The organism is Cobetia sp. 29-18-1 (genome assembly GCF_029846405.1).
Taxonomy (GTDB): Bacteria; Pseudomonadota; Gammaproteobacteria; order Pseudomonadales; family Halomonadaceae; genus Cobetia; species Cobetia amphilecti.
The window spans coordinates 137,306-163,046 of record NZ_JARWKS010000009.1; the positions used below are offsets into that span (position 1 = coordinate 137,306).

At 63.2% G+C, this 25,741-nt stretch carries 25 protein-coding genes; 21 read left to right on the plus strand and 4 right to left on the minus strand.

All coding sequences use genetic code 11. The annotated features are described in order from the left end of the window. Positions 1 to 145: 145 nt before the first annotated feature. The 9 genes from QD208_RS09290 (at position 146) to QD208_RS09330 (ending at position 7,545) form a co-directional block, all read left to right on the plus strand. On the plus strand, positions 146 to 892 hold the full coding sequence (locus tag QD208_RS09290; RefSeq protein ID WP_084589228.1) for a 16S rRNA (uracil(1498)-N(3))-methyltransferase: 747 nt from the start codon (positions 146 to 148) through the stop codon (positions 890 to 892). A 212-nt stretch (positions 893 to 1,104) separates the two neighbouring features. Beyond that, positions 1,105 to 2,076, plus strand: coding sequence for a glutathione synthase (gene gshB, locus QD208_RS09295; protein WP_279836585.1), 972 nt, complete (start codon positions 1,105 to 1,107; stop codon positions 2,074 to 2,076). Positions 2,077 to 2,184: 108 nt separating this feature from the next. After that, a complete protein-coding gene (locus QD208_RS09300) occupies positions 2,185 to 3,099 on the plus strand; it encodes a TonB family protein (protein WP_131431099.1) in 915 nt (304 codons plus the stop codon). Between the two features lie 15 nt (positions 3,100 to 3,114). Then, positions 3,115 to 3,672 carry a YqgE/AlgH family protein gene (locus QD208_RS09305; RefSeq protein ID WP_043331610.1) on the plus strand — a complete coding sequence of 186 codons (558 nt, stop codon included), beginning with the start codon at positions 3,115 to 3,117 and terminating at the stop codon, positions 3,670 to 3,672. After that, positions 3,665 to 4,120 carry a Holliday junction resolvase RuvX gene (gene ruvX, locus QD208_RS09310; RefSeq protein WP_054556397.1) on the plus strand — a complete coding sequence of 152 codons (456 nt, stop codon included), beginning with the start codon at positions 3,665 to 3,667 and terminating at the stop codon, positions 4,118 to 4,120. The genes QD208_RS09305 and ruvX overlap by 8 nt, the downstream gene beginning before the upstream one ends. Before the next feature lie 98 nt (positions 4,121 to 4,218). Next, positions 4,219 to 4,752 (plus strand): bifunctional pyr operon transcriptional regulator/uracil phosphoribosyltransferase PyrR, encoded by a 534-nt coding sequence (gene pyrR / locus QD208_RS09315; RefSeq protein WP_192839044.1) that lies wholly within the window; start codon positions 4,219 to 4,221, stop codon positions 4,750 to 4,752. After that, positions 4,749 to 5,801, plus strand: coding sequence for an aspartate carbamoyltransferase catalytic subunit (locus tag QD208_RS09320; RefSeq protein WP_052384301.1), 1,053 nt, complete (start codon positions 4,749 to 4,751; stop codon positions 5,799 to 5,801). Before pyrR ends, QD208_RS09320 begins: the two co-directional genes overlap by 4 nt. Continuing rightward, complete coding sequence (locus tag QD208_RS09325) at positions 5,798 to 7,063, plus strand: dihydroorotase (protein WP_279836588.1); 1,266 nt, start codon at positions 5,798 to 5,800, stop codon at positions 7,061 to 7,063. Before QD208_RS09320 ends, QD208_RS09325 begins: the two co-directional genes overlap by 4 nt. 296 nt (positions 7,064 to 7,359) lie before the next feature. Next, positions 7,360 to 7,545: a tautomerase family protein gene (locus tag QD208_RS09330; protein ID WP_043331603.1), complete on the plus strand. Its 186-nt coding sequence runs from the start codon at positions 7,360 to 7,362 to the stop codon at positions 7,543 to 7,545. A 290-nt stretch (positions 7,546 to 7,835) separates the two neighbouring features. On the opposite strand, the gene serA is transcribed toward QD208_RS09330, so the two are convergent. Then, the gene (serA, locus tag QD208_RS09335; protein ID WP_043331602.1) at positions 7,836 to 9,086 is read right to left on the minus strand and encodes a phosphoglycerate dehydrogenase; all 1,251 of its coding nucleotides are present in this window, start codon (positions 9,084 to 9,086) and stop codon (positions 7,836 to 7,838) included. 321 nt (positions 9,087 to 9,407) lie between these two features. Here serA and xseB point away from each other — a divergent pair, with 321 nt between their 5' ends. The 5 genes from xseB to QD208_RS09360 all read left to right on the plus strand — a co-directional run bounded on the left by xseB (position 9,408) and on the right by QD208_RS09360 (position 15,403). Then, positions 9,408 to 9,692, plus strand: coding sequence for an exodeoxyribonuclease VII small subunit (gene xseB / locus QD208_RS09340; protein ID WP_279836590.1), 285 nt, complete (start codon positions 9,408 to 9,410; stop codon positions 9,690 to 9,692). Continuing rightward, entirely contained in the window at positions 9,692 to 10,624 is a 933-nt protein-coding gene (locus tag QD208_RS09345; protein ID WP_054556401.1) for a farnesyl diphosphate synthase, read from the plus strand. Before xseB ends, QD208_RS09345 begins: the two co-directional genes overlap by 1 nt. A gap of 12 nt (positions 10,625 to 10,636) precedes the next feature. Next, positions 10,637 to 12,559: a 1-deoxy-D-xylulose-5-phosphate synthase gene (gene dxs / locus QD208_RS09350; RefSeq protein ID WP_279836591.1), complete on the plus strand. Its 1,923-nt coding sequence runs from the start codon at positions 10,637 to 10,639 to the stop codon at positions 12,557 to 12,559. A 239-nt stretch (positions 12,560 to 12,798) separates the two neighbouring features. After that, positions 12,799 to 13,428 carry a glutathione S-transferase family protein gene (locus QD208_RS09355; RefSeq protein WP_279836594.1) on the plus strand — a complete coding sequence of 210 codons (630 nt, stop codon included), beginning with the start codon at positions 12,799 to 12,801 and terminating at the stop codon, positions 13,426 to 13,428. A gap of 673 nt (positions 13,429 to 14,101) precedes the next feature. After that, on the plus strand, positions 14,102 to 15,403 hold the full coding sequence (locus QD208_RS09360; RefSeq protein WP_279836595.1) for a DUF4172 domain-containing protein: 1,302 nt from the start codon (positions 14,102 to 14,104) through the stop codon (positions 15,401 to 15,403). 157 nt (positions 15,404 to 15,560) lie between these two features. On the opposite strand, the gene QD208_RS09365 is transcribed toward QD208_RS09360, so the two are convergent. Beyond that, a complete protein-coding gene (locus QD208_RS09365) occupies positions 15,561 to 16,370 on the minus strand; it encodes a hemolysin III family protein (protein ID WP_279836596.1) in 810 nt (269 codons plus the stop codon). A gap of 135 nt (positions 16,371 to 16,505) precedes the next feature. Then, positions 16,506 to 17,141, minus strand: a complete 636-nt coding sequence (gene ribA, locus QD208_RS09370) for a GTP cyclohydrolase II (RefSeq protein WP_043331593.1) — start codon at positions 17,139 to 17,141, stop codon at positions 16,506 to 16,508. Between the two features lie 324 nt (positions 17,142 to 17,465). Here ribA and hemE point away from each other — a divergent pair, with 324 nt between their 5' ends. The 7 genes from hemE to QD208_RS09405 all read left to right on the plus strand — a co-directional run bounded on the left by hemE (position 17,466) and on the right by QD208_RS09405 (position 25,040). Next, on the plus strand, positions 17,466 to 18,563 hold the full coding sequence (hemE, locus tag QD208_RS09375; protein WP_279836597.1) for a uroporphyrinogen decarboxylase: 1,098 nt from the start codon (positions 17,466 to 17,468) through the stop codon (positions 18,561 to 18,563). A gap of 109 nt (positions 18,564 to 18,672) precedes the next feature. Beyond that, entirely contained in the window at positions 18,673 to 19,059 is a 387-nt protein-coding gene (locus tag QD208_RS09380) for a VanZ family protein (protein WP_215823670.1), read from the plus strand. A gap of 287 nt (positions 19,060 to 19,346) precedes the next feature. Beyond that, a complete protein-coding gene (gene speE, locus QD208_RS09385; protein ID WP_153635023.1) occupies positions 19,347 to 20,210 on the plus strand; it encodes a polyamine aminopropyltransferase in 864 nt (287 codons plus the stop codon). A 430-nt stretch (positions 20,211 to 20,640) separates the two neighbouring features. Next, a complete protein-coding gene (locus tag QD208_RS09390; RefSeq protein ID WP_153635024.1) occupies positions 20,641 to 21,666 on the plus strand; it encodes an amino acid ABC transporter substrate-binding protein in 1,026 nt (341 codons plus the stop codon). A 241-nt stretch (positions 21,667 to 21,907) separates the two neighbouring features. Next, the gene (locus tag QD208_RS09395) at positions 21,908 to 23,098 is read left to right on the plus strand and encodes an amino acid ABC transporter permease (protein WP_279836600.1); all 1,191 of its coding nucleotides are present in this window, start codon (positions 21,908 to 21,910) and stop codon (positions 23,096 to 23,098) included. 10 nt (positions 23,099 to 23,108) lie between these two features. Next, positions 23,109 to 24,233 carry an amino acid ABC transporter permease gene (locus QD208_RS09400; RefSeq protein WP_043331588.1) on the plus strand — a complete coding sequence of 375 codons (1,125 nt, stop codon included), beginning with the start codon at positions 23,109 to 23,111 and terminating at the stop codon, positions 24,231 to 24,233. Positions 24,234 to 24,311: 78 nt separating this feature from the next. Further along, positions 24,312 to 25,040: an amino acid ABC transporter ATP-binding protein gene (locus QD208_RS09405; protein WP_043331784.1), complete on the plus strand. Its 729-nt coding sequence runs from the start codon at positions 24,312 to 24,314 to the stop codon at positions 25,038 to 25,040. Positions 25,041 to 25,184: 144 nt separating this feature from the next. Here the strand turns inward: QD208_RS09405 and QD208_RS09410 are convergent, their stop codons facing one another. Continuing rightward, a complete protein-coding gene (locus tag QD208_RS09410) occupies positions 25,185 to 25,733 on the minus strand; it encodes a hypothetical protein (protein ID WP_225347462.1) in 549 nt (182 codons plus the stop codon). Positions 25,734 to 25,741 lie beyond the last annotated feature (8 nt).

Genomic DNA, 25,741 nt, shown 5'->3' on the forward strand with positions numbered 1-25,741 from the left:
GGCCACATGACAGGTACGACCAGCGACGGGCCCCAGTGGCCCGTCGCTGCGTTTTTGGGCGACAATAGCCGCCGCCTTGCCTGCGATGCTATATCGACTCATCGCGGCCCACTTTCACTGCTTCTTAGTCCGCGAGACCCCGTCCATGGCCATCCGTCTGCACTGCCCCGATCTTGATCTCAATGTCAGCGCCGGGGCGTCCTTCGCGCTCCCCGAGGGGCCTGCACGCCACCTCGGACTGGTGTTGCGTGCCAAGGTCGGCAGTGAGGCGCAGCTGTTCGATGGCCGTGGGCAGGAGGTACGCGTGTTGCTGGAGGAGGTGACCCGCAAGGGCGTCAGCGTGCAGGTGATCGAGGCGGTGCCCAATGACCGCGAGGCGCCGCTGGCGGTGCATCTGGGGCAGGCGATCTCCAAGGGCGATCGCATGGATTACGCCATCCAGAAGGCCTGTGAGATGGGCGTGGCTGCCATCACGCCACTCTATACCGCGCGGGGCGACGTCAAGCTCAAGGGCGAGCGCGCCGACAAGAAGCTGGCGCACTGGCAGGGCGTGGCGGCCAGCGCCTGCGAGCAGTGCGGAAGAAGCGTCGTGCCGGTCGTGCATGCCCCGGTGGCGATGACGCAGTGGCTGGCCGAGCGTGATGAGCCGCTGCGCCTGATTCTGCAGCCGGGCGGCGCCGAGGCGCTGAACGTGGCCGAGGCCGAGGGCGGCGTGACCCGCGCCAGCCTTCTGATCGGCCCGGAAGGCGGCTTCACGCAGGAAGAGGTGGCAGAAGCGGCTGCCGCCGGTTGTGAGGTACTCGGCCTGGGGCCGCGTATCCTGCGCACCGAGACGGCGCCAGTGGTGGCGCTGACCTTGCTGCAGCAGCGATTTGGTGACCTGCCGCGCTGATCTCCCATCATCTGGCACCCGGGCGGAATTGTTGATCTGACGGCAACACAGCGTGAGCCGGCAAGGGCGTTTCGCCAGTGGTGAGCAGCACGGCGCTGCTGCATACTTGTCCCATCGCTCCCGCGCCATGGTGTCATGTCGCGACGGGAGTCTCCGTTATCCCCGCTGCCGGCCGCGTGCCGGGCTGGCAGTGTCGTCACAAGGTTGCCTCAATGACTGCTCGTAAGCTCAAGATCGGCGTGGTGATGGACCCGATGTCCAGCGTCGCCTACAAGAAGGACACCACTCTGGCCATGTTGTGGGCCGCCAGCCAGCGTGGCTGGTCGCTGCACTATCTCGAGCAGGAAGACCTCTATCTCGAGAATGGTCGCGCCATGGGCCGGATGCGTGATCTGGAGGTCTACCACGACCCGGACAACTTCTATCAGCTGGGCGAGGTCGTCGCGACTCCGCTGGCCGAGCTTGACGTGATCCTGATGCGCAAGGATCCGCCCGTCGACGAACACTTCCTGAATGCCGTTCACCTGCTGGGCTTTGCCGAGCGGGAAGGCGTGCTGGTGATCAATCCGACGGCCGCGCTGCAGACCTGCAACGAGAAGCTCTTCGCTCAGCAGTTCCCGCAGTGCATCCCGCCGACCACCGTGTCGGCCAACGACAAGGTGCTGCGCGCCTTCCACGCCGAGCATGGCAACGTGATCTTCAAGCCGCTGGATGGCATGGGGGGCAGTGGCATCTTCCACGTCGCCGAAGACGGCCGCAATCTCGGTTCGGTGATCGAGCAGCTGACGCTGCGGGGCACCCGTCAGATCATGGCCCAGCGTTATGTGCCGGAAATCAGTGCCGGCGATACGCGCATTCTGCTGGTGGATGGCGAGCCGGTGCCGTTCGGCCTGGCGCGCATTCCCAGCGCCGGCGAGACGCGCGGCAACCTGGCGGCTGGCGGACGTGGTGAATCGCGTGAGCTGACCGACCGCGATTACTGGCTGATCGAGCAGGTCAAGCCGGTGGTGAAATCATTGGGGCTGATGTTCGTCGGCCTGGACGTGATCGGCGACTACATCACCGAGATCAACGTCACCAGCCCGACCTGCGTGCGCGAGATCGATACCCAGCGTGGCACTGATATCGCCGGTCTGTTGATGGATGCCATCGAAGCGCGTCTGGCGGCGCAGCCCTCCGCCTGATCAACGTCGCGGTGAGGTCGGCACCAGTTGGCTGACCCGCGATGGATTCGCAGTAAACGGCAAGGAAGCCGAAGCTGCCAATGAGGTTCCGTGGACAGGGAGTGGGGTATGGCAGCACCCGTCGAATGGTGGGCAGGCAATCATAGCGTCACCGACCCGATCACCTATGTACCGGTGACGCGGGTGCATCGCCGTGTGGTGGCATGGGGGGCGGCACTGGCCGTCCATGCTGTCATCGGCTGGTGGTTGCTGGGCAGCGGCCTGCTGACGCCGCCCGAGGTGCCGCCGATGCCCAAGCCGGTGATGCTCGATGTGACGCTGGTCAGTCAGGCCAGCACCACTGCCGTCGACTCGCAGGTGGTGGCCGAGCAGGACCAGCAGGCCAGTGGCAGCGGGCGCGAGGCGGCGGTGCAGGCCGGGCCAACCAATCAGGCGCCCCCGCAGCCGGGTGAGCAGAGTGCGTCCGAGGCCAGTGAGCCGGCCGTGGCAGAAGCCCAGGCCCCGGCCACGCAGGCGCTGGTACTGCCCGAGCGCATCCCCGAGGTCATCGCGACCCAGCAGGCGTCGTCACAGCAGGTGACGCGATCCGAACTGCTGCCGGATACGCCGGACAACGAACAGCAGGCCAGCGAGCAGGACGTTCAGCGAATCCAGGCCTCCGGCCAGTCGCGTGAGGTGGTGGGTGACACCGCCTCACGCAAGGCGGCGCGTGCCTCGGCCCGCGCGCGCTATATCAATGATTGGACCGGCACGGTGCAAGCGTTCGGCAATCAGCACTATCCGGCGCCTGCCCATCTGAGCGGCGAGCTGCGGATTCGTGCCGTCGTGCTGCCCAGCGGTCAGCTTGAGTTCGCGGAAGTGTTACAATCCTCGGGACATGCTGAACTCGACCAGGCGGCTCTGGATACGGTCTACGGCGCGGCTCCTTATGCGCCCTTTGATGAAAGTCTCAAGGGGATGAGCCAGCTGACCATCACCCGCATCTGGCGATTCGGCCCCGGCAACGATTCTGGCGCGCCCTGACGCCTCGGGAGGACCATGCAAAGTCTGCGAGACTATTTCCTGCTGGCGATGCCGCATCTCGATGATGACAATTTTTCCGGCTCGCTCAGTTACCTCTGTGATCATGATGACAAGGGCACCCTCGGTGTCATCGTCAACAAGCCGATCAAGCTGACCATGCGCGGTCTGTTCGAGCAGCTCGAGATCGCTGCCGACAGCTGTGAACGCCTCGATGAGGTGGTCTATTACGGCGGTCCCGTCCACAAGGACCGCGGCTTCATCCTGCATCGTGGCAAGGCCAGCGAGTGGGATTCCAGCCTGCAGGTGACCGACGAGCTGGCGCTGACCACCTCGTTGGACATCCTGAAGGCGATAGCCGGCAACGAAGGCCCTGATGACTTCATGGTCTGCCTCGGCTGCGCTGGCTGGGAGCCGGACCAGCTCACCAACGAGCTGAAGGAAAACAGCTGGCTGATCGTCGAAGGCGACAGCGGCATCCTCTTCGATGCCGACAGCGAGTCCCGTCTCGAAGCGGCTGCCAGCAAGCTGGGCGTCGACATGAATCTGATGTCGCGGGAGATCGGGCATGGCTGAGCGGCAAGTCAGCCGTACGGCGCTGGCGTTCGATTTCGGCACGCGCCGCATCGGTGTCGCGGTGGGTACCGAGATGCTCGGCACCGCGACGCCTCTGGTGCCGCTGCATGTGCGGGACGGCATTCCGGACTGGAATGTCGTCAATCGCCTGATCGAGGAATGGCAGCCCGACCTGTTCGTGGTCGGCCTGCCGCTCGAGCTGGACGGCAGCGAGACACTGATGTGCAGCCGAGCCCGCAAGTTCGGCAAGCGCCTGTATGGCCGCTACGGCAAGCCGCTGGAAATGTGGGATGAGCGTGGCTCCACCAAGGCGGCCAAGGGCTTGGCGCGCGAGCGCGGCCACCGCGGCAATTATCGCGATGATGGCGTGGACGGCCTCGCCGCTCAGCTGATTCTCGAGAGCTGGTTTGCAAGCCAGCGAGGCGAGGGCGACCTTGTCGGTTACTGAATACTCCACCCGCTTCCTTTCCGGAAGCGGGTTTTTTTTGTCTGTTTGCCGCCATCCGGCAGGGAAGATAGGAAGCGATATCCATGCAAGAGTCTGAGATGCACGAAGAACATGAGGCACTGCCAGAGGTCGAGGCACTGCTCGAGGCCATGACCGAGGAGCTCGAATTGCTGTTCGAGCGCCGTGAACTTGATCGTGAACGTCTGATTCCGGTCGGCATTCATACCGGCGGTGTCTGGGTCGCCCAGGCACTGCGTGAGCGGCTGGGGCTGGAAGAGCCCCTCGCGACACTGGATATCGGTTTCTGGCGCGACGACTTCGGCCATAAGGGCCTGCCGGATGGCGGCCAGGGGTCACAGCTGCCGGATATCGAGAACCGCGATCTGCTGCTGGTGGACGATGTGCTGATGAGCGGACGTACCGTGCGCGCGGCGCTCAATGAGTTGTTCGACTATGGACGTCCGCGCCGCGTGCTGCTGGCCTGCCTGGTAGAGCTGCCGGGGCGTGAGCTGCCGGTGCAGCCGGACGCCCTGGGCGCCAACCTGGCGCTGGCGCCCGGCAAGCGCATTAAGCTGGAAGGCCCCGACAACCTGCGCCTGACACTGGTCGATACCGGCGAGGTGACGGCATGAACCTGTTTGATCTCTCGCAGGCCAGCGCGGATGTGCGGGCTGCCTCGCCGGCACAGGTCCAGCTGGATGAGCAGGGCCGGCTGCGTCACTTTCTGGATATCGAAGGCCTGCCGCGCAGCGTGCTGACCGAGATTCTCGACACCGCCGATCACTTCCGTGGCATCGGCGATGCCGAGGTCAAGAAGGTGCCGTTGCTGCGCGGACGTACGGTGGCCAACCTGTTCTTCGAGAACTCGACCCGCACGCGTGCCACCTTCGAACTGGCTGCCAAGCGTCTGTCGGCGGATGTGCTCAATCTGGACATCAAGACCTCGTCGGCCGCCAAGGGCGAGTCGCTGATGGATACCCTGGTCAATCTCGAGGCCATGCAGGCGGATGCCTTCGTGGTGCGTCATGGCGACTCCGGTGCGGCGCACTTCATCGCCAGCCAGATCACGCCGCATGTGGCGATCATCAATGCCGGCGACGGTCGTCATGCGCACCCGACCCAGGCGATGCTCGACATGCTGACCATCCGCCGCCACAAGGGCGAGTTCGCCAATCTGCGCGTCGCGATCGTCGGTGACATCCTGCATTCACGCGTCGCTCGCTCGCAGATTCAGGCGCTCAATACGCTGGGCGCAGCGGAGGTGCGTGTGGTCGCGCCGCAGACGCTGCTGCCCATCGGGGTCGAGACGCTGGGCTGCCAAGTTTTTACTGAGCTGGCAGCAGGGCTGAAGGATGTTGATGTCGTCATCATGCTGCGCCTGCAGAAGGAGCGAATGGATGGCGCACTGCTGCCCTCGGAATCGGAATACTACCGCCGCTATGGCCTGACCCGCGAAAGCCTGGCACACGCGCACCCTGACGCCGTGGTGATGCATCCGGGGCCGATCAACCGGGGTGTCGAGATCGAATCCGCCGTCGCGGATGGCCCGCGTTCGCTGATACTCGATCAGGTCACCAACGGCATCGCGGTGCGCATGGCGGTGCTGTCGATGGCGGTCTCCGGACAGATGAAGGCGCGCGCCGAGCGCAGGGGTGAACGTTCACGAGGAGCTGGCGCATGAAACGCAGCCTGATCAATGCACGGGTGATCGACCCGACCAACGGCCGCGATGGCCAGTACGACCTGCACCTCGACGGCGGTCGCCTGATCGCGATCGGCGAAGCGCCGGCGGATTTCAGTGCCGAGCAGCGCGATGATCTGGCGGGCAAGCTGGTCACGCCGGCCTTCATCGATCTTGGCGCGCACCTGCGCGACCCGGGCCCGCGCTACAAGGGCAGTCTGGTCAGTGAGTCGTCCGCCGCACTGGCGGGTGGCTACGCGACTATCCTGCCGCGCCCCGACACCAGTCCGGTGCTCGACAGCGCCTCGCATATTCGTACGCTGCTGGACCGCGCGCGTGATGTGGCGGGGGTGCGTCTTGCGCCGCTGGGGGCACTGACGCAGGGGCTGGAAGGTGATCTGCTCGCCAATATGGCCGCGCTCAAGTCCGCAGGCTGCGTGGCGCTGACCAACCTGCGCCAGCCGATACGCGATCTCGGCGTACTGCGCCGCTGTCTGGAATACGCGCGGACCTTTGATATCACCGTCGTATTCCAGGCCCAGGAGGCCGCCTTGGCCGGGCAGGGCTGCGCCCATGAGGGCGCCATTGCCTCACGTCTCGGGCTGGCCGGCATTCCGGAATCAGCCGAGACGGTCGCCCTGACCCAGTGGCTGCTGTTGATCGAGCAGACCGGCGTACGGGCGCATGTGTCGCTGCTCTCCAGTGCACGGGCCGTCGAGCTGGTACGTGATGCCAAGGCCAGAGGGCTGGATATCAGCGCGGATGTGTCGATGGCGCAACTGCACTGGACCGATGAGCAGCTGGAAGGCTTCAACGCCAACTTCCATCTGGAGCCGCCACTGCGCAGCGCGGCAGACCGTGATGCGCTGCGGGCCGGTGTGGTCGATGGCACCATCGACGCCATCGTCAGTGATCATCTGCCCCATGAAGCCGCAGCCAAGAGCGCGCCCTTCGCAGTATCCGAGCCCGGCATGACCAGCCTGGAAACCATGCTGCCGCTGGGGCTGGCGCTGGTGGAGGCCGAGCTGCTCAGCCTGCCTCGCCTGATCGAGACATTGACGTTCAGTGCCAGACGCTTCGGACTCAAGGGCGGCATGCTGGAAGTGGGCGAGTACTGTGATCTGGCGGTGATCGATATGGAACAGGAATGGCGTGTCTCAAGCGAGACGCTGGTCAGTGCCGGCCATAACACGCCGCTGCTTGGCATGCTGTTGAACGGTCGCGTCGAAGAGGTGCTGCTGGGTGATTCCTGCTACGCCTAAGCAGTGTTTCACGTGGAACATGATGCTTGTGATATTTGGCTAAAGCGCGCCAACAGACTGATAGCCAGGCGATTTTTTGAATGACGTATGGAGAGAATTGGCTGCTTTTTCGTAAAGCAGCCAATTTCTTTACCAGCCTATGCCGCAGACTGACATCGCTGGGCTGCGCTCTTTGCTGCCGGCAGATGTTTCACGTGGAACATTGTCCGCAGCGTCATAAGGCGGCTGTGGCAATAGCGAGTCGAGGCTGGCCAGGCACACGCTAAAAAAGATCTGAACAACAAGGAGAGAAAACCATGCCAATGATTCGTGCAGAATTTCTGACGGGCAAGACACAGGAACAGAAGCGGGAGCTGGTGGAGGCGTTGACTCGCGAGACGGCTCGCGTGCTGGGTGTGCGTGAGCAGTCCGTCTGGGTGGTGTTGCAGGAAGTGGAGCCGGAAAACTGGGCCGTCGCTGGCACGCCATTGTCAGAGCGCTAAGAGAAGAAGTTTCAACTGGGCACCTGTTCTCAACTATCTGATTCAGAGGGTGTTTTACGAGGAATCAAGATGTTCCACGTGAAACACGCCCCTGGTCTTGGCCCGGCTTTGCCAGTCTATGGGGAACCGGCTGAGGCATGACGGAGGCATGACAGAGGGGAGTGGGACGCAAGGCACGGGACGAGCAACGCGCCTGGTAATCCGGTACAAAAAAACGCCGCAGCCATTTCTGGCTGCGGCGTTTTCATTTGCCTGCCCTCTGCTCCACGGCCATGAAGCAGAGCACGGACTCAGTTCTCGAAATCAGCTTCCGAGTAAAGGGTCCGGATACGCAGGGTATGGTCGACGGTCTTGAGCGCTTCGAGCGCTTTCTTGCCGTAGGCCTTGTCGACATCGATGACCACATAGCCGACCGTGTTGTTGGTCTGCAGGTACTGGCCAGAGATGTTGATGCCTTCCTCGGACAGCACCTGGTTGATGCGTGACAGCACGCCCGGGACGTTGTCGTGGATATGCAGCAGACGGTGCTTTTCCGGGTGCGCCGGCAGGGCGACTTCCGGGAAGTTGACCGAGCCGATGGTGGTGCCGTTGTCGGAGTAGGTCACCAGCTTCTCGGCGACTTCGACACCGATGTTTTCCTGGGCTTCCATGGTGGAGCCACCGACGTGCGGCGTCAGGATGACATTGTCGAACTCGCGCAGCGGAGACACGAACTCTTCGCCGTTGCCTTTCGGCTCTACCGGGAAGACGTCGATGGCGGCGCCCAGCAGCTTGCCGCTGGAGAGGGCTTCGGCCAGGTCTTCGATGACGACGGTGGTGCCGCGTGCCGCATTGATGAAGACGCTGTTCTGCTTCATCAGCGCGAACTGCTGCTTGCCCATCATCCACTTGGTGGAGGGGATTTCCGGCACATGCAGCGTGACGATGTCAGCGCGCGCCAGCAGTTCTTCCAGGCTTGCCACCTGACGGGCATTGCCCATGCCGAGCTTGGTGACGGCATCGTAGTAGATGACGTCCAGGCCCAGGGATTCGCTGAGCACGGACAGCTGGGAACCGATGCTGCCGTAGCCCACGATGCCCAGCGTCTTGCCGCGGACTTCATGGCTGTTCTTGGCGGATTTCATCCACTGGCCACGATGTGCCTTGGCGCTCTTCTCCGGCACGCCGCGCATCAGCATGATGGCTTCGGCCAGTACCAGCTCGGCGACCGAGCGAGTGTTGGAGTAGGGCGCGTTGAACACGGGAATGCCGCGCTTCAGTGCGGCTTCCAGGTCGACCTGGTTGGTGCCGATACAGAAGCAGCCGATGGCGGTGAGCTTCTCGGCAGCGGAGATCACGCGCTCGTTGAGCTGAGTGCGGGAACGAATGCCGATGAAGTGCACATCGCGGATCTTCTCGATCAGTTCTTCCTCGGCCAGCGAGGTCTGAAGCAGTTCGATGTTGGTGTAACCCGCGTTGAGGAAATTATCCACGGCGGATTGGTGGACACCCTCGAGCAATAGAATCTTGATCTTGCTCTTGTCCAGGGACGTCTTGGCCATTGTCGGATCAACCCTCTCGCCGGTCATGCCGGCGTTTCTGTTCGTTTGGTCTTTTTCATGACCTGCTGGCGTGTCACACCTCAAGAAAATGCCAGAGAAACAGCGGGGCGTGCTGTCAACAGGGGAGCAAAGAATATCACAGCCGACGGGGCCTCCGGATGAAATGTCCGCGTGCCGGGCATGAAAAATTCACAGCACAGCCGTTTGATGTGACTCTTCCTCCGTGCGCAGGGGGTGGGCAGCGTCGTGAAGCCCTTCGGGTTATACTGGCGCTCCACACAGAGACACCGGGCCCGCCCGGTCGGATGAGCGAGAGCACCCATGGCCGAAAAGGAAGTGCCACAGGATTTCGCCGCCACCCTGGCCCGTCTTGAAGGGTTGGTGACGCGGCTCGAGGCTGGCGACATGTCGCTGGAAGCGTCACTGGGCGCTTTTGAAGAGGGCGTGAGTCTGGCGCGCGAGGCGCAGCAGCGGCTCGACAGCGCCGAGTTGCGCCTGCAGGCATTGGTGGAAGGCCCGGAGGGGACGCTGACGCCCACGGCGTTTACGGCGCCCGATGCCGCAGGCAGCATGGCGGGTGAAGCGGACGAGGAGAAGGACTGGTGATGTCAGGTGGATTGAATACGCAAGTCACGCCGACTGCATCGCAGGCCAGCGAGCTGATCCGCTCTGGACAGGCGCGCAGTGAGGCCGTGCTTGAGGCGTTGTTGACTCCCGGCAGTGCGGCGGTGAGTGAGCGTCTCGAGGACGCCATGCGCTACAGCGTGCTGGGTGGCGGCAAGCGTCTGCGCCCCGTGCTGCTGTATGCGGTGGGTCGTGCCCTGGGCTGCGATGAAGAGGCCGCTGACCGCGCTGCGCTGGACGCGGCGGCAGCGGCGCTTGAATTGGTGCATGCCTATTCGCTGGTCCATGATGACCTGCCGGCCATGGACGATGACGACCTGCGTCGTGGCCGTCCCACCGTGCATCGCGCCTTCGATGAGGCGACCGCCATTCTCGCGGGCGATGCCCTGTTGACGCTCTCCTTCGAAGTGATGGCGACGACCGGCCATGTACGGACACCTGCCCTGGTGCGTACCCTGGCCGAGGCCTCCGGGCGGCGCGGGATGGTGGCCGGTCAGGCGCTGGATCTTGAGGCGGTCGGCCAGTTCCGCGAGGTAGAGGCGCTGTCACGCATGCATGCCTACAAGACCGGCGCGCTGATTCGCGCCGCGGTCCGTCTGGGCGGATTGGTGGCAGTCGACGAGCAGGATTCGCGTCTGGCCGCCCTGGAGCGCTACGCTTCGGCTATCGGCCTGGCCTTCCAGATCCAGGATGACATCCTGGACGTGACGGGCGACACCGCAACGCTTGGCAAGACGGCCGGTGCTGACGCTGCGCGCGACAAGCCGACCTACCCCTCGCTGCTTGGACTCGAAGGTGCTCAAGAGCGAGCAGGTCAGCTACTGCAAGAGGCCCTGGATGCCCTGGCACCGTTGGGAGAGGCCGCAGAGCCACTCGCGGTGCTGGCGCGCTACATGATCGAGCGAGACCACTGATTCCTGACGCCTATGAAGCTGTTTGACGAGATACCTCAGGCGCGCCCCGCGACGCCACTGCTCGATGCGGTCGAGACACCTCAAGCGCTGCGCGCCATGAGCGCGGCACAGCTGCGCCAATTGGCTGACGAACTGCGCGCCTACCTGCTGTACAGCGTCGGCTGTACCGGCGGGCACTTCGGTGCCGGGCTCGGTGTGGTCGAGCTGACCGTGGCCCTCCACCATGCGCTGGAAACGCCTCATGACCGTCTGGTGTGGGACGTGGGTCATCAGGCCTATCCGCACAAGATTCTGACCGGCCGTCGTGAAGCCATGTACAGCATGCGCCAGTACAACGGCCTGTCTGCCTTCCCCAAGCGTGCCGAGAGCGAGTTCGACACCTTCGGGGTGGGCCATTCCAGCACCTCGATCAGTGCGGCGCTGGGCATGGCGCTCGGCGCCCGCACAGCGGGTGAGTCACGGCGCGCCTGTGCGGTGATCGGCGATGGTGCCCTGACGGCTGGCATGGCGTTCGAGGCACTGGCGCATGCCGGGCACGTGAAGGCCAATATGCTGGTCGTGCTCAACGACAACGAGATGTCGATCTCCGAGAACGTCGGCGGCCTGGCAAGCTATCTGGCACGTATTCTGGCCAGCAAGCCGTATACCCAGATGCGCGCCAACGGCAAGCGACTGCTGTCGCCCTTGCCGGGTGCGCTGGAGCTTGCCAAGCGTACCGAAGAGCACATGAAGGGCTTCATCAGCCCGGCGACGCTGTTCGAGGAGATGGGCTTCAACTACATCGGCCCCATCGACGGCCATGACCTGCCGGCGCTGGTGCAGACGTTGCGCAACATGCGTGATCTGGATGGCCCGCAGTTCCTGCATGTGGTGACGCGCAAGGGCAAGGGCTTCCTGCCGGCGGAGCGTGACCCGATCGGTTATCACGCCATCACCAAGCTCGAGAAGGCCGCGCCTCAGGCAGCCGAGCAGGCGCCTGCCGTCACCGACGCACCGGCTCCCAAGCCGCAGAAATACTGCAGCGTCTTCGGCAACTGGCTGTGTGATGCCGCCGCCGCGGATGCGCGCGTCATCGGCATCACGCCGGCCATGCGGGAAGGCTCGGATCTGGTGCGTTTCTCGAAGGAATATCCTGATCGCTACTACGATGTCGCCATCGCGGAGCAGCACGCGGTAACAGTAGCAGCGGGCATGGCCTGTGAAGGCATGAAGCCGGTGGTGGCGATCTATTCCACCTTCCTGCAGCGTGGCTATGATCAGCTGATCCACGATGTCGCGGTGCAGAAACTGGACGTGACCTTTGCCATCGATCGTGCCGGTCTGGTCGGCGAAGACGGCCCGACGCATCACGGCAGCCTGGACATGTCGTTCCTGCGCTGCGTGCCGGAGCTGGTGCTGATGGCGCCGGCCGATGAAGCCGAGTGCCGTGGCATGCTGAGCGCGGCACTGGCCCACTCCGGGCCTGCCGCAGTGCGCTATCCGCGCGGTACCGGGCCGGGGGTGGCCACCGATGCCGACCTGACGCCAATGGCCATCGGTCAGGGGGAATACCGTCGTCGTATCAGCGGCAGCCCCGAGGTGCGTGTCGCCATCGTCGCCGTGGGCAGCATGAACACGCCGGTGGAGGAAGTCGCCGAGGCGCTGGACGCGACCCACTTCAATCTGCGCTCCATCAAGCCGCTGGACCGTGAGGCATTGCTCGAGATCGCCGCGGAGCACGACCTGGTCGTGACCGTCGAAGAGAATGCCATCGCGGGTGGCGCGGGAGCCGGCGTGGCCGAGCTCTACCTGAACGCGGGACTGGCTCAGCCCATGTTGCTGCTGGGGCTGCCGGATGGCTTCGTCGAGCATGGCAAGCCGGTCGAGCTGCTGCGTGACTGCGGTCTGGATGCCGCCGGCATCCGCGCAAGTATCGAGGCTCGCCTCGGCGGCTGATCCTGGTGGCATGCAATACCGAAACGCCTGTGGATGACTCGAGAGTTCGAGTTGTCCACAGGCGTTTTTCGTTGCGTGACTGCCTGCGCCGAGACGGCGAATGATGCATGGAAACTCAGCGACTTCCCGCCCATGCTGGATGACCATCAAGCCCTCTGCTCAAGCAGCCAGGGCCTGACTGGCGCGAAAGCTTTCACCTGCGCCAGTCACCACCGCAACGCCACGGAGTGCGCCCGACCATGTTGACTCTCTACAGCTACCCGAATTCCCGCTCGCTGCGGGTCGCCTGGACGCTCGAGGAGCTGGGGCTCGATTACCGGATTCATAGTCTGGATCTGAAGGCCGGTGAGGGGCACAGCCCTGAATACCTGGCCATTCATCCCGATGGCAAGGCGCCAGCCCTGGTGGATGGTGAGCTGGCCCTGTTCGAGTCCAGTGCCATCTGTCGCTACCTGGCGGCGCGAGAAGGGCGCCTGCTGCCACAATCGCTGGCCGGGCAGGCACAGATGGATCAATGGCTCAGTTTCCTGACCACCGAGCTTGAGCAGCCGCTGTGGACATTGGCCAAGCACACCTTCGCGCTGCCGGAGGACCAGCGCTGTGATGCCATCAAGCAGACAGCCCAATGGGAATTCCAGCGTGCTCTCAAGGCACTTCAGCGCCGCTTCGATGGCCAGGGCTGGCTGGTGGCCGATGAATTCAGTGTCGCCGATATCTTCCTCGCCCAGACCCTCAGCTGGGCGCAGATGGCCGGGCAACCTCTGCCGGCCGTGCTTGAGCAATGGGGCGAAGAGGTGCGGGTGCGTCCTGCTTACGAGCGGGCCCGTCAGCGCGAGCAACAGGCCGCCGAGGAGCGTCAGCAACACTGAGCCCTGTTGCCGGCAACGTCATCGAACGCCGCCACAGGCCAAGCTGACGGGCTGATCTGGCCTGCATGTACTGCAATGACGTCATGAAAGCGCGCTGAGAGCGCGCACACGCCACGAGGCGCCATCCTGATATCAGGGTGGCGCCTTTTGCGTTTCTGGGCCTCAGAGGCGCTTGCAGGGCGCCTGACGAGGTTGAGAGGTCGCCTTGCTCGTTCAGCGGCGTCAACCGTCTGGGGCGCGCCCCAGGCTGTCTGGTGGCGGGCTGACTCAGGTCGGTTCGAGACAGGTCGATTCGAGACAGGGCGGTGGGCCAGGGCGGCGCGAGGCAGGCCATCGATCGAGGATGGGTTTTAGCCATCAGGCGCTGAATGATGCGCTGTTGAGTATTTTGCGTATCTTCTCATGATTCGGTAATTGGTTGTTTTCGTCATGATGGTCAACTATTGATCTTGATGAGGTCGAGGGCAGCACTCATGCGATGTGAGTGGCGACATATCCGATGGAAATCATGGGGTTGAGAGGTTTATTAGATTTTCATGACATGATATTGATCAAAGCAAAAGCGATGAGCGCATCCTGTCTGTTTTGCGCATCATTAATTGATTCGATATGTGGTTTATTGCGGATCTTTTTGATAAGATGTTAGTGAAAACCTCAATGGGAATAACAACTTATGTGGATCTGGCAGCAGCCTGACTGGCCACGGGGGCGGTTGGAGGTCATGCCCTTGATGGGGCAGTTGGCGGCGACCCAGGCGGTGATGTCGCCGCTGGTCGCTCAGGGGCAGAATCTCTATCCCCGACAACGCCTGCGTCTCGAGGCGACGCTCCTCAGCGAAGAGATGGAAGCCAGTGCCCAGCTGTCCGGCGTGGTGCTCGGGCGGGCGGCGTTGCGTGATGCGCTGTATCAGGCGCTGGGGCTGGAGTCCGGCCATCAGGAGTCACCGCGCGGGCCGGCGCCTGGCGTCGACGTCTTCGTGGATGTGACGCTGGAAGTCGTGCGCACGGCATTCCAGCCGCTGACCCGCCAACAGGTGCTCGAGTGGCATCGGCGTCTGGGGCCTTTCCTGCCGCGCAGCAGTGGTCAGCCACTCGGTGCATGGCGCGAGGCGCGCTACGAAGCGGTCAGCGGTCGTTACGGTCTCAAGCGCTTGCGTTATCGCGCTCCGGCGGAGAACCCCGATGCGCTGGACCGGGAGCTGGATGTCTTCTGGCAGCGTCTGGCGACGGAAGAGCCGGATGTGGATAACTCAGGGGTGTTGAATGCCCTGCAGCTGCATGCGCACTGGCAGGCGCTCGCACCGCTGGCCTTGGGCAACGGCTTGATCGGGCGCTTGCTGCTGATGCGCTGGCTGACACGAATCGATGCCCTGGCCGCGTTGCAGCAGCAGGGCGAGTTTGTCGGCAAGGCCGCCGAGCGCTGGGAGCCGGAAGCGCTGGAGCAACTCTGCTGGCGCCGCCAGGCGCTGTTCTCGGTGGTGCTCGAGCATCAGGATGAATTGCGCGAGCTGGAGCAGCGTTATCTCGGCAAGCCCCAGACCTCGGCCAGCGGCCATCAGCTGCCGCCGCAGCTGGATCGCGCGCTCAATGGTGAGGTGGAGGATGCAGCGCCCGGTGACATGAATGTCTGGGCCGAGTGGTGGCTTTTGCGTCTGCGCGACGCCGGTCGTCGGACGGCCTTCCATTACCAGCGCGTCCAGCGTGCCGAGCGACTGTGGCTGGAGCACGCGCGTACGCCGCTGAATGCCCGCCAGCGCGAGCTGGTACTGACATTGTTGGAGCGAGATGACGAAGAGGGCGTGGGGCGCGCCGAATACCGCGCCCTGGTCGATACCTCCGACCCTACCGCCGCCCGCGATCTCGCCGATCTGACCGCCAAGCAGGTACTGGAAAGCTACGGTGTCGGGCGTGGTACCCGGTATCGTTTGCCGGTCTTTGCCCCTCAGGGAGATAGCCCTGTGAGAGACGAGCCCTGAAGCGTCAAAAAATCGCGAAAAAAAGCGGGAAGGGTCATGACGACCCTTCCCGCTTTTTTGAGGTGGCTTGCCCGTGTTCTCAGTGCCGTGTTCTCAAACCTGTGCTTTCAAGCCGGTGTGCTCAAGAGCACCGGCCAGCGTGGCGGCCTCGATCACGTCATACGGAATACGGCAGCACTGCGGTATAGATGGCGAAGAAGTGGCAGGTACTGCCGCCAAGCACGAACAGGTGCCAGATGGCGTGGTGATAGCGCAGGCGCGTCATCAGAAAGAAGATCACGCCCAGGGTATAGGTGATGCCACCGGCGACCAGCAGGATGAGCCCCGTCTCGGAGAGCTTCTCGACCAGTATCGGCGAGGCGAACACGATCAACCAGCCCATCAGCAGATAGACGCTCACGCGCAGGGCGCTGAAGCGTTCAGGCCAGCGCAGCTTGAGGAAGATGCCGCCCAGCGCGAGCGACCAGATGATGGCGAACAGTGTCCAGCCGGTCGGGCCGCGAAGATTGACCAGCAGGAAAGGCGTATAGGTGCCGGCGATCAGTAGATAGATGGCGCAGTGATCCAGCAGCTGGAAGGCATATTTCAGGCGTGGATGACGGATACCGTGATAGAGCGTCGAGGCCGCATACAGCACCACCAGGGTCAGGCCGTAGAGGCTGACGCTGACGATCTTCCAGGGGTCGACTTCGGCAGCGAGGCTGGTCATCACGATCAGCACGATCATGCCGACGAGGCCCATGACGGCACCGATGCCGTGGCTGGCGCTGTGCAGCCATTCCTCCAGCTGGGTATAGAGAGCAGGTGTCGCGGAGGTGTCGCGTGAATCCGCGTCATCGACAGGCGATGCGCTGGAAGAGGGGGATGCCTGAGGAGGTGTCGAGGCGGGCTGTGTTGACGAAGGCTGTGATGACTGAGGTTGCGATGAAGAAGGCTGTGATGATGCAGCCGTTGAGTCTTTGCGCATGGCGATGTCTCCGGCGCGGGTTCGACTCCAGCCTACTCCCTGGCGGGTGACGTCGTCATGTCACGCTCGCTGCGCCAGCCAGTCAATTTGCCTATATAAGGAAGGGGGAACCAATCAGGCTCCCCCTGCGCGCGGCTACTCGCTGCGCTCGATATCCACGTCGCTTGCCTGGGTGAAATCATCCAGTGCCATCATGTGGCCCAGCTTGCCCGCCTTGGTCGAGAGATAGTGCTCGTTGTGCGGATTCAGGCCGGTGGTGATCGGCTGGCGCTCACTGATGGTGACACCATCACGGGTCAGGGCATCGACCTTGCGCGGGTTGTTGGTCATCAGCTTGAGAGTGCTGACGCCGAGATGCTCCAGCATCGGCACACAGATATCGTAGCGGCGCATGTCAGCCCCGAAGCCGAGGCGCTCATTGGCTTCGACGGTATCGGCGCCGCCATCCTGCAGCTCATAGGCGCGAATCTTGTTGAGCAGGCCGATGCCGCGGCCTTCCTGACGCAGATAGAGCAGCACGCCGCGGCCTTCGGCGGCAATGCGCTTGAGCGCTTCCTGCAGCTGATAGCCGCAGTCACAGCGCATCGAGAAGAGGGCGTCGCCGGTCAGGCACTCGGAATGCACGCGGCCCAGCACCGGCGCGCCGTCATCGATGTCGCCCAGAGTCAGAGCGATGTGGTCCTTGCCGGTGGTCTCATCCTCGAAACCGTGCATGGTGAAGGTCGCCCAGGGCGTTGGCAGCCGCGAGGCGGCGATGAATCGAATGGTCACTGTTCACCTCGAACGCCCGGACAATCGCCGGGCTGAAAAAGCGCGGGCATGCGGTGGTCCGGCAATGTCTCGATGAGTCGCTCGAGATACCGGCGGCCAGCATGCAGTCATGTGGCGAGTTTACCAGTCTGTGGCCGATGACTCATCGCTCTGTATGGAAAAGCGTTGTTGCCGCCACCACCACAATGGCCGGATGACGCCAGCAAAGGGACTATAAAGGCGGGGCGATTTGCCAATGCATTTGTTGCATCGCCACGATGGGCGGGATTTTTCTCAGGCTCTGATAGAATGCCGAGACATTCCCCGAGCTGATGTGTGATTCCGATGACCTTGAAGAATGATCGCTTCCTGCGCGCGCTGGCCCGTCAGCCGGTCGACCGTACTCCCGTCTGGATGATGCGCCAGGCTGGCCGCTATCTGCCGGAATATCGCGAAGTCCGCGGTCAGGCCGGTGGCTTCATGGACCTGTGCATGGACACCGCGCGTGCCTGCGAGGTGACGCTGCAGCCGCTGGAGCGCTTCCCGCTGGATGCCGCCATCCTGTTCTCCGACATCCTGACCATCCCGGATGCCATGGGGCTGGGCCTTTACTTCGAGACTGGCGAAGGCCCGAAATTCCGCAAGACAGTGCGGACTGCCGAGGAAATCGCGGCGCTGAGCGTGCCGAATGTCGAGCGTGATCTCGATTACGTCATGCGTGCCGTGTCCACCATCCGCCGTGAGCTGAACGGTCGCGTGCCGCTGATCGGTTTCTCCGGCAGCCCGTGGACATTGGCCACTTATATGGTCGAGGGCGGTTCCAGCAAGGACTTCCGTCACGTGAAAGGCCTGATGTATTCCAATCCGGAAGCCATGCATCAGTTGCTCGACACCCTGGCGCAGGCCGTTACCGACTACCTGAACGCCCAGGTTGCCGCGGGTGCTCAGGCGGTGCAGATCTTCGATACCTGGGGCGGCACCCTGTCCACGCCGGCCTACCTCGAGTTCTCGCTGCGCTACATGGAGCAGATCGTCGCTGGCCTCAAGCCGGACAGCGAAGGCAACCGTGTACCGGTGATCCTGTTCACCAAGAATGGTGGCCAATGGCTCGAACACATCGCCGCCACCGGCTGTGATGCCGTCGGCCTCGACTGGACCACCGAGATGTCCAATGCGCGTGAGCGTGTCGGCCATCGTGTGGCCCTGCAGGGCAACCTGGACCCGAATGCGCTGTTCGGCACGCCGGCCGCCATTCGTGCCGAAGTCGGGCGTATCCTCGACAGCTACGGCCAGGGCCCGGGCCACATCTTCAACCTGGGGCACGGCATCAGCCAGTTCACCGACCCGGGCAACGTCAATGCCCTGATGGACGCGCTGCACGAGCTGAGCCCGGCCTACCATCAGGATGACGCCGCCAATGCGACACCGGTCGCCCGCGGCTGATGGGAGAGCCCATCATGGTCTTCTCTGCTGTCACCCCTGTTGCTGCCTATAGAAGGTGGCAAGCAGCAGGGCAGCAAGCAGAAGGGCGCCGGCCAGCGGGGGTGTCAGCATGACGCCGGTCGAGCAGCGTCTCATCCCGCGCCGCGGTTGGGCATTCGTGGCTCTGCTGTGCCTGTTGCTGATCCTGTTCGGCACGCTCTCCCCGGGCGTGCCGCATCCGGAGCAGACCTTCCCCTGGGACAAGCTGCAGCATTTCTCCGCCTTCGCGTTGCTGGCGCTGACCACACGGCTGGCGGGCTTGACCAGCTTGATCATCCTGCCGCTCCTGCTGTTGCTGGGCGTCGCCATCGAATGTCTGCAGCTGGCGATTCCCTATCGCGGCGCTGAGGTGCTGGATGCGCTGGCGGACCTCGCCGGCATCCTCATCGGGCTGGGAGTGTTTCAGTGCGTCAGGCTGATTCTCCATCTGGTCCGCCTCGGGCCGGCCTCTCGTTGAGCCTCTCCCCCGGGCCGCGTGTCATCGATACGCGGCCTGTCTGAAATTGTCATGCATCAACACTTTCCACTCCGGCCGTCTTTGGCTATGGTGCAGCGCCTGCGCCATGTTGGCGCTTGCCCGGCATGTCGCGTATCACGACATCACGCCGCGTGGTCGTCATGCGGGCCGTGAACTGCCGGCCTGATGCTGGCGCAGTGCTGATTGGCGCAATTTCCGATGGCCATCGTGCCGTCTCTATCCATACCTTGATATCCCGTCTGTGATATCCAATGCGAGGGTCCCCCATGACCGAACGTCTCGATGGCTCCTGGTTTACCGAAATCTTCGATCGCCACGGCAGCGCCTTCTCGCTCAAGGTCAGCCACAAGCTGCATGACGAGCAGACCCCTTATCAGCACCTCGAAGTCTATGCCACCGAGACCTACGGCAACCTGATGGTGCTGGACGGCTGCGTGATGCTGACTGACCGTGACAACTTCCTCTATCACGAGATGATGTCGCATCCGGCGCTGTTCGCTCATGCAGACCCCAAGCGTGTCGTCATCATCGGCGGTGGCGATTGCGGCACTCTGCGTGAGGTGCTCAAGCACCCGGGCGTGGAGAAGGTCACCCAGATCGATATCGATCCGGCGGTCACGCGTGCCTCCGAGCAATTCTTCCCGGCGCTGGTCGAGTCCAATGACGACCCGCGCGCCGAGCTGCTGTTCGAGGATGGCGTCAAGTGGGTCGACAACTGCCCGGACGAGAGCATCGATGTGCTGATCGTCGATTCCACCGACCCGGTCGGCCCGGCGGAAGGTCTGTTCAAGACCGACTTCCTCAAGCGCTGCCATCGTATCCTCAAGCAGGGCGGCCTGATGGTGCAGCAGAGCGAGTCCCCGCTCTATCACACCGATTCCATCATCAAGGACCTGCGCAACGACATGGGCGAAGCGGGCTTTGATAGCGTCGCGACCTTGCCGTTCCCGCAGCCGGTGTATCCGTCCGGCTGGTGGAGCTGCACCCTGGCGGGCAAGAGCTGTGACGTGAAGTCATTCCGCGAGGAAGATGCCGCTGCCGCCACCTTCGCGCGTGACTTCTATACCGTCGAAGGCCATCGCGCCGCCCTGGTGCTGCCGCCCTTCATGCAGCGCCTGCTGGAGAAGTGATCCGCATGCACCTTGCGGTGGCAAGGGAGTCCCATCAGGCACGAAAACGTGCCTGATGGGATGAACAAGCGTTGAGTCAGGCAGACCGAGACATTGGTCGCAATCTGCCACTCGCGCCACATCGCTGCACCGCCAACGGCCGTTTCGCAATGAAACGGCCGTTTTTATTTTGCACCGATATGAGGCGAACTGGTCTCGCCATGAGCCTAACTGCGCGGCAATCGCGCGGAATGATCCGCCGCCCCACTCCGAGGCTTTGGCCTATATCACTGGGTTTTAGCGCTTTTTTCAGCGTTGAACGCAGCGGATCACGCGATAGGCGGAAATTGGAACGCGGCTTGCTATTGTCGGTAGGTGCCATGCAATGCATTGCACCACTTCTGACTCGAGGCTGATCGAGCGGACTCCAGACTTTCGCGAGGGAATCACGATGCATAACAACAAGAAGCCACTGCTGATCGCTAGCGCCGCTGTCCTGGCCGCCTCCATGGCGACAGGCGCCAGTGCCGCGACCCTGGATAGCGTCAAGGAAAAGGGCTTTGTCCAGTGTGGCGTCAGCACCGGCTTGCCGGGCTTCTCGGCACCGGATGACGCCGGTAACTGGCAGGGCCTCGATGTCGATGTCTGCCGCGGCGTCGCCGCCGCCGTGCTGGGCGATGCCAGCAAGGTGCGCTATGTACCGCTGACGGCCAAGGAGCGTTTCACCGCGCTGCAGTCCGGCGAGATTGATGTCCTGTCCCGCAACACCACCTGGACGGCGACCCGTGACACATCACTGGGCCTCAACTTCGCTGGCGTGAACTATTACGACGGCCAGGGCTTCATGGTCAGCAAGGACCTGGGCGTCTCCAGTGCCAAGGAGCTGGACGGGGCAGCCGTCTGCATCCAGTCCGGCACCACCACCGAGCTCAACCTGGCGGACTACTTCCGCCTGAACGACATGTCCTTCGAGCCGGTCGTCTTCGATACCTCCGACCAGACCGTCAAGGGTTTCGAAGCCGGTCGTTGTGACGTCCTGACCTCCGACCAATCCCAGCTCTACGCGCTGCGTATCAAGCTCTCCGATCCGGCGTCCGCGATGGTGCTGCCGGAAGTCATCTCCAAGGAACCGCTGGGCCCCGTCGTCCGTCAGGGCGATGACCAGTGGTTCAACATCGTCAAATGGACCCTGTTCGCGCAGATCAACGCCGAAGAGATGGGGCTGAGCTCCGACAACATCGAAGAGAAGAAGTCGGACACCAACCCGAACGTCGCGCGCCTGGTCGGTGCCGATGGCAACTACGGGGAAGCCATGGGGCTGCCGGCTGACTGGGCCTACCAGGTCATCAAGCAGGTCGGTAACTACGGCCAGATGTTCGAGCGCAACGTCGGTACCGGCTCCGCACTGGGTATCGAGCGCGGCTTGAACGCACTGTGGACCGATGGCGGCGTCCAGTACGCCCCGCCGGTTCGCTGATGCGCGGGCTCGCCCTGTACTGCGGGTGGGCCTTGCCCCTCATGACAGGCTGAGCAAGGACGCTGGCCAGAGGAAGTGAGCGTCTTGCTCCACTTCCTCTGGCCAGCGTCATGTGGGCCCCGGTTAATGAGCCCCAGCCTGTACCTCGTGACCCATTCATCGAGTGCCGAGAGATAACTGATCTGCCGTTCGATAGGACGGCAGGCGGAAGTCGCATAGCTTTCCGGCGGAGATTGCCTGTATGACACAACCTGCTTCTCGCCCGCCGGCCACGGTCAAGCCGCCATTCTGGCGTGACCCGGCCAAGCGGGCACTGATCTTCCAGCTATTGATGCTGGCAGGCGTGTTCGGTGTGTTGGCGATCATCGTCAGCAATACCCTGACCAACCTCGAAAGCCGTGGCATCACCACCGGCTTTGCCTTTCTGGACAACACCGCAGGCTTTGGCATCCTGCAGAGCCTGATCGACTATTCCGAGCAATCCACCTATGGCGATACCTTCATCGTCGGCCTGCTCAATACCTTGTTGATATCCGCGCTGGGTGTCATCGCCGCGACCGTGATCGGCTTCGTCATGGGGGTCGCGCGTCTGTCCCCCAACTGGCTGATCTCGCGGCTGGCGGCGGTCTATATCGAAGTCTTCCGCAACATCCCGTTGCTGCTGCAGATCTTCTTCTGGTATTTCGCCGTCCTGAGAACCCTGCCAAGTCCGCGTGGCTCGCTGTCGCTGGGCGAGGCGTTCTTCCTCAACGTGCGCGGTCTGTTCGTGCCGGCTCCCATCACCTCCAGCGGTTTCTCGGTGGTGATTGCGGTGTTCGTGCTGGCCGTCGTCGCCAGCGGCATCTTCAGCTACTGGAACCGACAGCGTCAGGCGCGTACCGGACAGCGCCTGCCGGCGGGCTGGATCTCGCTCGGCCTGATCATCGTGGCGCCATTGCTGGCTTACTTCGCGATGGGCATGCCGCTGAGCTGGGAGCTGCCGGAACTCAAGGGCTTCAACTTCCATGGCGGTATCACGGTCGTCCCCGAGTTCCTCGCCCTGTGGGTCGCGCTGTCGGTCTATACCGCAGCCTTCATCGCCGAGATCGTGCGTTCCGGCATCGAAGCGGTACCGCACGGCCAGACCGAAGCGTCACGGGCGCTGTCGCTGTCCGGTGGCATGACACTGCGTCTGGTGGTGGTGCCGCAGGCGCTGCGCGTCATCATCCCGCCGCTGACTAGCCAGTACCTGAACCTGATCAAGAACTCGTCGCTGGCCACGGCCATCGGCTACCCCGATCTGGTCTCGGTCTTCGCGGGTACCACGCTCAACCAGACCGGTCAGGCCATCGAGGTGATCGCCATGACGATGCTGGTCTATCTGACCATCAGTCTGCTGGTCTCCATGTTCATGAACTGGTTCAACGCCCGCATGGCGTTGGTCGAGCGCTGAGGGTCTGCCCATGTCGATTGAAAAGACCCTGTCACGGGTCACCGAGAAGATGATCGATTCCCGTCCGGCGCCGAGCGACAGCATCGGCGCGGTGGCCTGGTTGCGCAGCAATCTGTTCGCCGGACCGATCAATACGTTGTTCACGCTGTTCGCGCTGTATCTGGTCTATCTGCTGGTGGTGCCCAGCCTGCAGTGGGCGCTGATCGATGCCAGCTGGAGCGGCACCTCACGAGAGGACTGCACGGGGGAGGGCGCCTGCTGGGTCTTCATCAGTGCGCGTCTCGATCAGTTCATCTACGGCTTCTACCCGAGCGAGGAAACCTGGCGGGTCGATATCGTCTTCGCCGTCTTTGCGGCCCTGATCGCCTGGCTGGCGATTCCGAAGCTGCCGGCCAAGGGCTGGGTCGCCATCGTCAGCCTGGCGGTGTTCCCCTTCATCGCCTACTTCCTGCTGCATGGCGGCAGCTTCGGCCTCGAGATCGTCGGTACCCACGAGTGGGGCGGTCTGATGCTGACACTGGTGCTGGCGGTGGTGGGTATCGTGGCGGCACTGCCGCTGGGGATCCTGCTGGCGCTGGGGCGTCGCTCCGAGATGCCGATCGTGAAGAGCATCTGCGTGGTGTTCATCGAGTTCTGGCGCGGCGTGCCGCTCATCACGGTGCTGTTCATGGCCTCGGTGATGCTGCCGCTGTTCGTGCCTGGCGAGGTCAACCTCGACAAGCTGGTGCGCGCGCTGATCGGCATCACCCTGTTCCAGAGTGCCTACATGGCGGAAGTGGTGCGTGGTGGCCTGCAGGCGATCCCGAAGGGGCAGACCGAGGCCGGCATGGCGCTGGGGCTGGGCTACTGGCGCAACATGGGGCTGATCGTGCTGCCCCAGGCGCTCAAGCTGATGATTCCCGGCATCGTGAACACCTTCATCGCCCTGTTCAAGGACACCTCGCTGGTACTGATCATCGGGCTCTTCGATCTGCTCGCCATCGTGCAGGCCGGTCTCGCCGACCCCAAATGGCTGGGCTACTCCATCGAGGGCTACGCCTTCGTGGCGCTGGTCTTCTGGGTCTTCTGCTTCAGCATGTCGCGCTACAGCCAGTATCTCGAGCGCCTGCTGCATACCGGTCACAAGAAGCGCTGATCACGGCGCCAAGGAATCTTCATCATGACAACGACAACATCCGCCTCGCAGGGCAACACCGGCGCCGATGAGCGCCCGATGATCGAGCTCAAGGGCCTCAACAAGTGGTACGGCGACTTCCACGTGCTGCGCGACATCAACCTGAGCGTGCGCAAGGGCGAACGTATTGTCATCTGTGGCCCTTCGGGGTCCGGCAAGTCGACGATGATCCGCTGCATCAATCATCTCGAGGAGCATCAGGAAGGCGATATCGTGGTCAACGGCATGCCGCTGACCCAGGACATCAAGCAGATCGAGGCGATCCGTCGCAACGTCGGCATGGTGTTCCAGCACTTCAACCTGTTCCCGCATCTGACGGTGCTCGAGAACTGCTGTCTGGCGCCGATCTGGGTGCAGAAGCGGCCGCGCCGCGAGGCGGAAGCCGAAGCCATGAAGTACCTAGAGCGCGTGCGCATCGCCGATCAGGCCCACAAGTTCCCCGGTCAGCTGTCCGGCGGCCAGCAGCAGCGTGTCGCGATCGCGCGCTCGCTGTGTCTGAGCCCGGAGGTGATGCTGTTCGATGAGCCGACCTCGGCGCTGGACCCGGAGATGATCAAGGAAGTGCTGGATGTCATGGTCGAACTGGCCAATGAGGGCATGACCATGCTGTGCGTGACCCACGAGATGGGCTTCGCCAAGACCGTCGCCGACCGCGTCATCTTCATGGATCAGGGCCAGATCATCGAAGAGAACGCGCCGGAGCCGTTCTTCAACAATCCGCAGTCCGAGCGGACCCAGCTGTTCCTCAGCCAGATTCTGGGACATTGAGGCCACGGACCGATCGGATGCTGTAAGCCGTAAAAAGACAACGCCCCGCGTGATTTCCATCACGCGGGGCGTTTTCGTGTGTGAGTCGCAAGGCAATAAGTGGGCGCTCACTATGATCTCGCGCCTCTGGATAAAGAGGCTCGTTTAGAGGCTGGGCTCGGTGCGGCGTACTTCGCTGCTGTTGGTGTCTGGCAGCTCTTCATCGCTGCCCAGGCTTGGCTCCTGCGGCTTGGCTGCGGCCTTGGGCGATGCAGCGGCAGGTGTATCGGCAGATGTCGCCGTCGCCGCTGTGGCAGCGGGGGCTTCTTCGCCTTCGCGCGGCCAGGTGACGCTGCGCGGCTTGCCGACCCAGCTGTCGTCATTGTCGTGCACCGCCGGGCGGCGCGAGATGGAGCGCGTCACAAGCGCCGCGGCATCCAGGGTGTGATTGCCCCCGCGAATGCTCAGCAGGTGATGCGGCGCCATCAGCAACTCGAACAGCAGGCGCGTCATCACGAAGGCCAGCAGGAAACCGCCGACACCCTGCGCCAGTACCGGCCACTGCGCGACCAGCGAATTGTCAGGCCCGATGGGCGTCAAGTGCTGCAGCGTCCAGCCGCTGGCAGCCGCCAGCAATCCCAGCTGCAGCATCAGGTGAGCGGTGACCAGCACGCGCCGGGGCAGCGGGCGGCGCATCAGGAGCAGATTGCGCATCGAAACTT